Source organism: Paracoccus hibiscisoli (assembly GCF_005048265.1).
In the GTDB taxonomy this organism is placed as follows: Bacteria; Pseudomonadota; Alphaproteobacteria; order Rhodobacterales; family Rhodobacteraceae; genus Paracoccus; species Paracoccus hibiscisoli.
This window is the reverse complement of record NZ_SUNH01000029.1, coordinates 23,443-29,573: the sequence shown is the minus strand read 5'-3', so window position 1 is coordinate 29,573 and position 6,131 is coordinate 23,443. Positions and strand designations below refer to the sequence as shown.

The window sequence follows — 6,131 nt, the reverse complement described above, 5'->3', positions numbered from 1 at the left end:
ACGCATTATCTCTCCGAAACGATGAAAAAAACCGATCAGGACAAAATTGGCGCGGGGTAGAGCAGCCCGGTAGCTCGTCAGGCTCATAACCTGAAGGTCATAGGTTCAAATCCTATCCCCGCAACCAAAAAAATATCGCGATAACAATTCTATACGCCCCGCCCAACAGCGGGGCTTTCGCATGCCCGCAAAACAACTCAACGCCACATCAACGTTGAAAGAGGCCGCCGGAGAGGTGGTTCTTTGTCTGTGGCGTATCGGTGACTTGCGGGGGCGCGAGAAGTTAAGCGTCACGTGCCCCGGACATGGTCCGAGATCGAAATCGCGAGAGATGAACTCGGAGTGACGTTGTCGACGCTGATGGTCGTCGGTTAGCCGACGCATCTCATTCAGCAGCAAACCGCCACACCTCTTTTCGAGGCAGAGTAGGTCGAGTGCCCGATCCCGTTCGCGCAGTGTGCGAACTGCAGCAGATCTTGGCAACCGATGTGCCGTCCTCGCCTTCCTTCAGAGGAAATGCGTCTCTGGTGCTTCCGTGAATCTCGATGCCATTGTCGTTCTCGGCTCTTTTCCCAGCCAGGGGAGGTTTGCCGAAAACTCCACTTTCAAACGGTCCAATTCTTAGGCCAGATCGCACGGCTTCCCGTCGCGCATGTAGCTTATCACAGCAATGGTGATGCGGTTCTCAATCTCCCTATGGCGACAGTGACCAGGTGCAGGCCGACGGTGAGGCTCCGTTCCATCAGCTTCTCTTTACGGGATATTAATAGGTGATCCGTAGGTAATTGCGTTGGGCACAAGAATAGGAACCTCACCGTGTTTGCATCGCACACCCTCCGACGCATTTTTGAGCAGATTACCAGTTTAGAGCGTCGAGCAAGGATGGCATTAGCATTTCTCGCATGCTGGGCTCTTCTGGCGGCCGTGGCGCAAGCGCAAACGTCGACCTACACCTATAGCATTACATGGACGAATACGGCTGATTCATCCGATAGCCTGAGTGGATCAATTACATTCACAGATCTGGATAATCTATACGGTTCGATAACTGGCTTTTCTTTCAACGATGGTGCGACGACCTATGCCCTGCAGGATGTAGGGATCTTCGTCTTCAATGCTTCGAGCAGCCTCTCAGGAACCGGGGAAGAGGTTGGTCTGCTACACGACTTGAACTTCAATTCGAACGACAGCGTCTGGACGGGCGTCAGTCCGAATACTATTGCTAAACAAGATGATATGTTTATGGACCCTATGTTTGGCATGGGCGGCTATCGGATTACCAGCTTCGTCGGCGGCGATGCCGTGCCCCCTACTATTACCCTGGCCTTTGCGCCGAAGGCCGGTGCGCTGCCGGACGGCATGGCGGGCACGGCCTACAATCAGGCTGTTGCCGCCTCGCAGGGCACCGCCCCCTACATCTACGCCGTCACCGCCGGTGCTCTGCCGGCAGGATTGTCGCTCGATACCTCGGGCACCATCTCGGGCACGCCGACCGTGGCGGGCGAGCACACGTTCACCGTCACGGCAACCGACGCCCATGAGGTGAGCGGATCGGTGAGCTACAGCATTGCGGTGGCCGTCCAGGCACCGGTTGTTGGTAGCGTCACGGCCACAGTGGCTGCGAACTCCGCAGACGATGCCATCACGCTGGACCTGTCCGGCGGCGCGGCGACCTCGGTGGCCGTGCTTGGCGATCCTTCGCATGGCACCGCGACCGTGTCGGGCACGACGATCACCTACAGCCCGGCCGCCGGCTATTCCGGCACCGACAGCTTCACCTACACCGCCACCAACGCCTCGGGCACCTCGGCCGCGGCTACCGTGAGCCTCACCGTCACCGCTCCGACCCTGGCCTTCGCGCCCAAGGCCGGCGTGCTGCCGGCCGGCACGGCGGGCACGGCCTACAGTCTGACCGTTGCTGCCGCGCAGGGTACGGCGCCCTACAGCTACGCAGTCACCGCTGGTGCTCTGCCGGCAGGCCTGACGCTTAGCACCTCTGGCACCCTCTCGGGCACGCCGACCGTGGCAGGCGAGAACACGTTCACCATCACCGCCACCGACGCCCATGAGGTGACCGGATCGGTCAGCTACAGCATCGCCGTGGCCGTTCAGGCACCGGTCGCTGGTAGCGTCACCGCCACAGTGGCTGCGAACACCGCGGACAATGCCATCACGCTGGACCTGTCCGGCGGCGCGGCATCCTCGGTGGCCGTGCTTGCCGATCCTTCGCATGGTACCGCGACCGTGTCGGGCACGACGATCACCTATACCCCGGCCGCCGGCTATTCCGGCACCGACAGCTTCACCTACACCGCCACCAACGCGTCCGGCACCTCGGCTGCGGCTACCGTGAGCCTCACCGTCACCGCTCCGACCCTGGCCTTCGCGCCGAAGGCCGGTGCGCTGCCGGACGGAACGGCGGGCATGGCCTATAATCAGGCTGTTGCCGCCTCGCAGGGCACCGCCCCCTACAGCTACGCCGTCACCGCCGGTGATCTGCCAGCGGGCCTGGTGCTCAGCACGTCAGGCATCATCTCGGGCACGCCGACCGTGGCAGGCGAGGACACGTTCACCATCACCGCCACCGACGCCCATGAGGTGACCGGATCGGTCAGCTACACCATCTCCGTGGCCGTCCAGGCACCGGTTGCGGGTAGCGTCACGGCCACGGTGGCAGCGAACACCGCAGACAATGCCATCACGCTGGACCTGTCCGGCGGCGCGGCAACCTCGGTGGCCGTGCTTGCCGATCCTGCGCATGGTACCGCGACCGTGTCGGGCACGACGATCACCTATACCCCGGCCGCCGGCTATTCCGGCACCGACAGCTTCACCTACACCGCCACCAACGCGTCCGGCACCTCGGCCGCGGCTACCGTGAGCCTCACCGTCACCGCTCCGACCCTGGCCTTCGCGCCCAAGGCCGGCGTGCTGCCGGCCGGCATGGCGGGCACGGCCTACAATCGGGCTGTTGCCGCCTCGCAGGGCACCGCCCCCTACAGCTACGCAGTCACCGCCGGTGATCTGCCAGCAGGATTGTCGCTCAGCACCTCGGGCACGATCTCGGGCACGCCGACCGTGGCGGGCGAGGACACGTTCACCGTCACCGCAACCGACGCTTACGAGGTGTCCGCATCGGTGCGCTACAGCATCGCCGTCAAAGCGGCTCCTGCACTGTTCAGCTTCACCCCGGCCACTGGCGCTCTGGCGGTAGCCATGGCGGGTGAAGACTACAGCCAACTCTTCTCCGCCACGGGTGGAGCCGGCACGACAACCTATACTGTCTCGTCCGGTGCCTTGCCGGAGGGACTGGTTCTTGCAGCATCCTCCGGCGAACTGAGCGGAACATTGGCCTCAAACGCAGAAGGTGACTACACCTTCACCGTGCAAGCTCGTGACAGCAACGGTGCCACCGGTGCGGCAGTCTATACTCTGAAAGTCAGAGAGCGGGCGGTAACAGTGACCGACAAACGGGTTAAAGTTGCTGCCGGATCATCGCCCTTGAACATCGATCTGACCAGGGGAGCCACCGGTGGTCCTTTCATGTGGGCTGAGGTTGCCGCCGTGGTACCGCAGAATGCCGGTAGGGTCTCCATCGTGCGTGGCGAATTTGCTCAAGCAGGTTCATCCGGTCCTCTCGGGTGGTATCTGAAGTTCATCCCCGATCCGGCCTATTCGGGCACGGTGACGGTGGACTTTAGCCTCACCAGTGCGCTTGGCGTGTCCAACACCGGAACCGTTATTTACGAGATCGATTATGACGCAGCCGAAGTTGCGGCGGATATCGACGGTCTGGTGAACGGTTTTGTCAGAAACCGTCAGAACATGATATCTTCCACAATCAGTGTTCCCGGTCTGCTTGAGCGTCGGCGCATGAATCAAGCGACCGAGCGCGTGACCACTCAGGTCAGCCCTTCGGGGCAGGGCGTAAAACTTAGCTTTTCGACGAGCCTGGCGCAGATGGAAGCGGCAAAGAACCATGCAGATGGGGTCCATGACACCACCAGTTCCCCGTTCAACATGTGGATGGACGGCACCTTCCTGCTGCACAAGCGCGACGCCGGCAACGGCGAAGGTGGCGGCGAGTGGGGCAGCTTCGGCATGATCTCGGGTGGGGCAGACTATCTACTCAACGATAAAGCGTTTGTCGGCCTCAGCCTCCACTATGATCATATGACGGACCCGTCTGATGAAGATGCCGAGCTGACTGGCAACGGCTGGATGGCGGGACCTTCCATGTCATTCGAACTAGGGGAAGGCGTGTTCTGGGACACCAGCCTGCTCTATGGCGGCTCGTCGAACGATATCGATACTGCATTTTGGGACGGGACCTTCCGCACCTCGCGCCGAATGTTCGACACCTCTGTCAAAGGTCAGTGGAAACTTGATGAAACCACCACCCTAACGCCAAAGCTGCGTGCAGTTTACTTTAAGGAAAGCGTGGACGATTACGTCGTTAGCAATGATGCAGAGGAGGAAATCGGCGTTGATGGTTTCACCGAGGAACAGCTGCGCGTTAGCTTTGGAGCCGAGATCATCCAGCAGCTTACGCTGAAGGACGGGACAAGGCTCACGCCGACGCTAGGCTTTACCGGCGGCTTCTCCGGCATGGACGGGGCGGGCGCGTTTGGCTCGATCAGTGGCGGAGTTAGCGCCCGCACGCCAGACCAGTGGAACCTGGGTCTTTCGCTCCTTCTTAACATCGAGGGCGACGGCGCCAAGTCCGCGGGCGCACGAGCCAGTATTGCGAAACAGTTCTGATGAAATCACCGGTAAGGGCATCTGCTCTTGCCGGTGATTTTCTGTGTAGACCTGCCCATTACCGCAGACCCCGCTTCCAGTCGTCGATCCGTGCATGGATCGTGACAGCAATGCCGATCAACGCGACGGCGATGAATACCCAGCGTAGGGTGTCGAGAGATGGCAAAAGCGGCAGGATGGCCGATTGGGTTTCCGCAAGGACCTCCCGGGCCACCTCCACTCCGGCGGCACCAACGGTAGCGATGCCTGCCGCCCCTCCGCCTTCGAGAGAACGGCTCTCCGCCAACACCTCCCGGGCCGGCGCGATATCCACCGCATAGGCCGTCGCGCGTGTGGGGAAAGGCCCACCCCAGCTGTGCGCGGGGTGTTGTCGCAGAACTCTAACCATCAATGGTTCACATCGTGAAGCCATGCATTAAGACGTCCGGCATGAGCAAACCATCTCCCTCCCGCTACCGCACGACGAACTGGCTTAGCTACACCGCCTCGCTGCGCGAGCGCGGGTCTTTGTTGGTCTGGCTGGACAAGGACATGACCTGGCTAGCGCCCCATGACGGCAGCCCCGGTCGACCTGCAGTGTTCTCTGACGCGGCGATCCAGATTTGTCTTACCATCAAAGTCCTGTTCAATCTGCTGCTTCGGCAAACCACAGGTGTGGTGGCTAGCTTGTTGAAGATGGCCGGCCTGGACTGAGCGGTGCCAGATTATGCGACGCTGTGCCGACGGCAAAAGACGCTGGTCGGCCAAATCCCGTGTCGGCGCACCGATGGCCCGCTGAAGGACAGCACGGGGATCAAGTTCCTCGGTGATGGCGAGTGGCAGGCACACAAGTCTGGTTGTTCAAGGCCGACGCCGATGGCGCAGAGTGCATCTAGCTATGGACACGGCCACTTCGGACATCCGAGCCTTGGAGTTCACCCCCAGCGGCTACGGTGACAGCCCGGTCCTGCCGGAGTTGCTGGACCATATCCCCCGGGCTAGGAGATCGGCACGGTGACTGCCGACGGCGCCTATGACATACGCTGCTGCAACACCGCCATCATCGACCACCAGGCTACCGCGGTCGGGCCTTCCTTCGGACCGATGACAGTCAGGCCATCACTCACGATCCGGAAGAACGGCTGACCGTGGAAAGGGGACTGCCATGCCGCGATCGCCCGAAACGAAAGCCTGCGTGCCACTTGGCACTATGGCAGGGCGTTTTGGGAGCGCTGGACCGGATACCACGTCCGAAGTCGGATCGAGGCGAACATGCGGTGCCTCAAGGCCTTTGGAGAGCGCATCGCAGCGAGAGATCCAGATCCCCATTGCACTCATGAACCGCTTCTCGGCCCTCGGAACGGCCGACGTCGTTCGCGTGACCTGAGCCT

General features: G+C 61.4%; 2 protein-coding genes, 1 tRNA gene and 1 pseudogene. 3 read left to right on the top strand and 1 reads right to left on the bottom strand.

Translation table 11 applies throughout. The features are described 5' to 3' along the window. The first annotated feature begins 50 nt into the window (after positions 1-50). Both FA740_RS16505 and FA740_RS16500 read left to right on the top strand, forming a co-directional pair. Positions 51-127: transfer RNA gene (locus tag FA740_RS16505), tRNA-Met, on the top strand. 755 nt (positions 128-882) lie between these two features. Next, positions 883-4,761, top strand: a complete 3,879-nt coding sequence (locus FA740_RS16500; protein WP_136857905.1) for a putative Ig domain-containing protein — start codon at positions 883-885, stop codon at positions 4,759-4,761. Positions 4,762-4,819: 58 nt separating this feature from the next. Here the strand turns inward: FA740_RS16500 and FA740_RS16495 are convergent, their stop codons facing one another. Beyond that, a complete protein-coding gene (locus tag FA740_RS16495) occupies positions 4,820-5,074 on the bottom strand; it encodes a hypothetical protein (RefSeq protein WP_246053686.1) in 255 nt (84 codons plus the stop codon). 116 nt (positions 5,075-5,190) lie between these two features. Between FA740_RS16495 and FA740_RS16490 the strand changes: the two are divergent. Beyond that, positions 5,191-6,127: pseudogene (locus FA740_RS16490) on the top strand (IS5 family transposase). Positions 6,128-6,131 lie beyond the last annotated feature (4 nt).

Coding starts and splice junctions, on each gene's coding strand:
- FA740_RS16500 (WP_136857905.1), top strand. CDS start 883: ATGGCATTAGCATTTCTCGCATGCTGGGCTCTTCTGGCGGCCGTGGCG.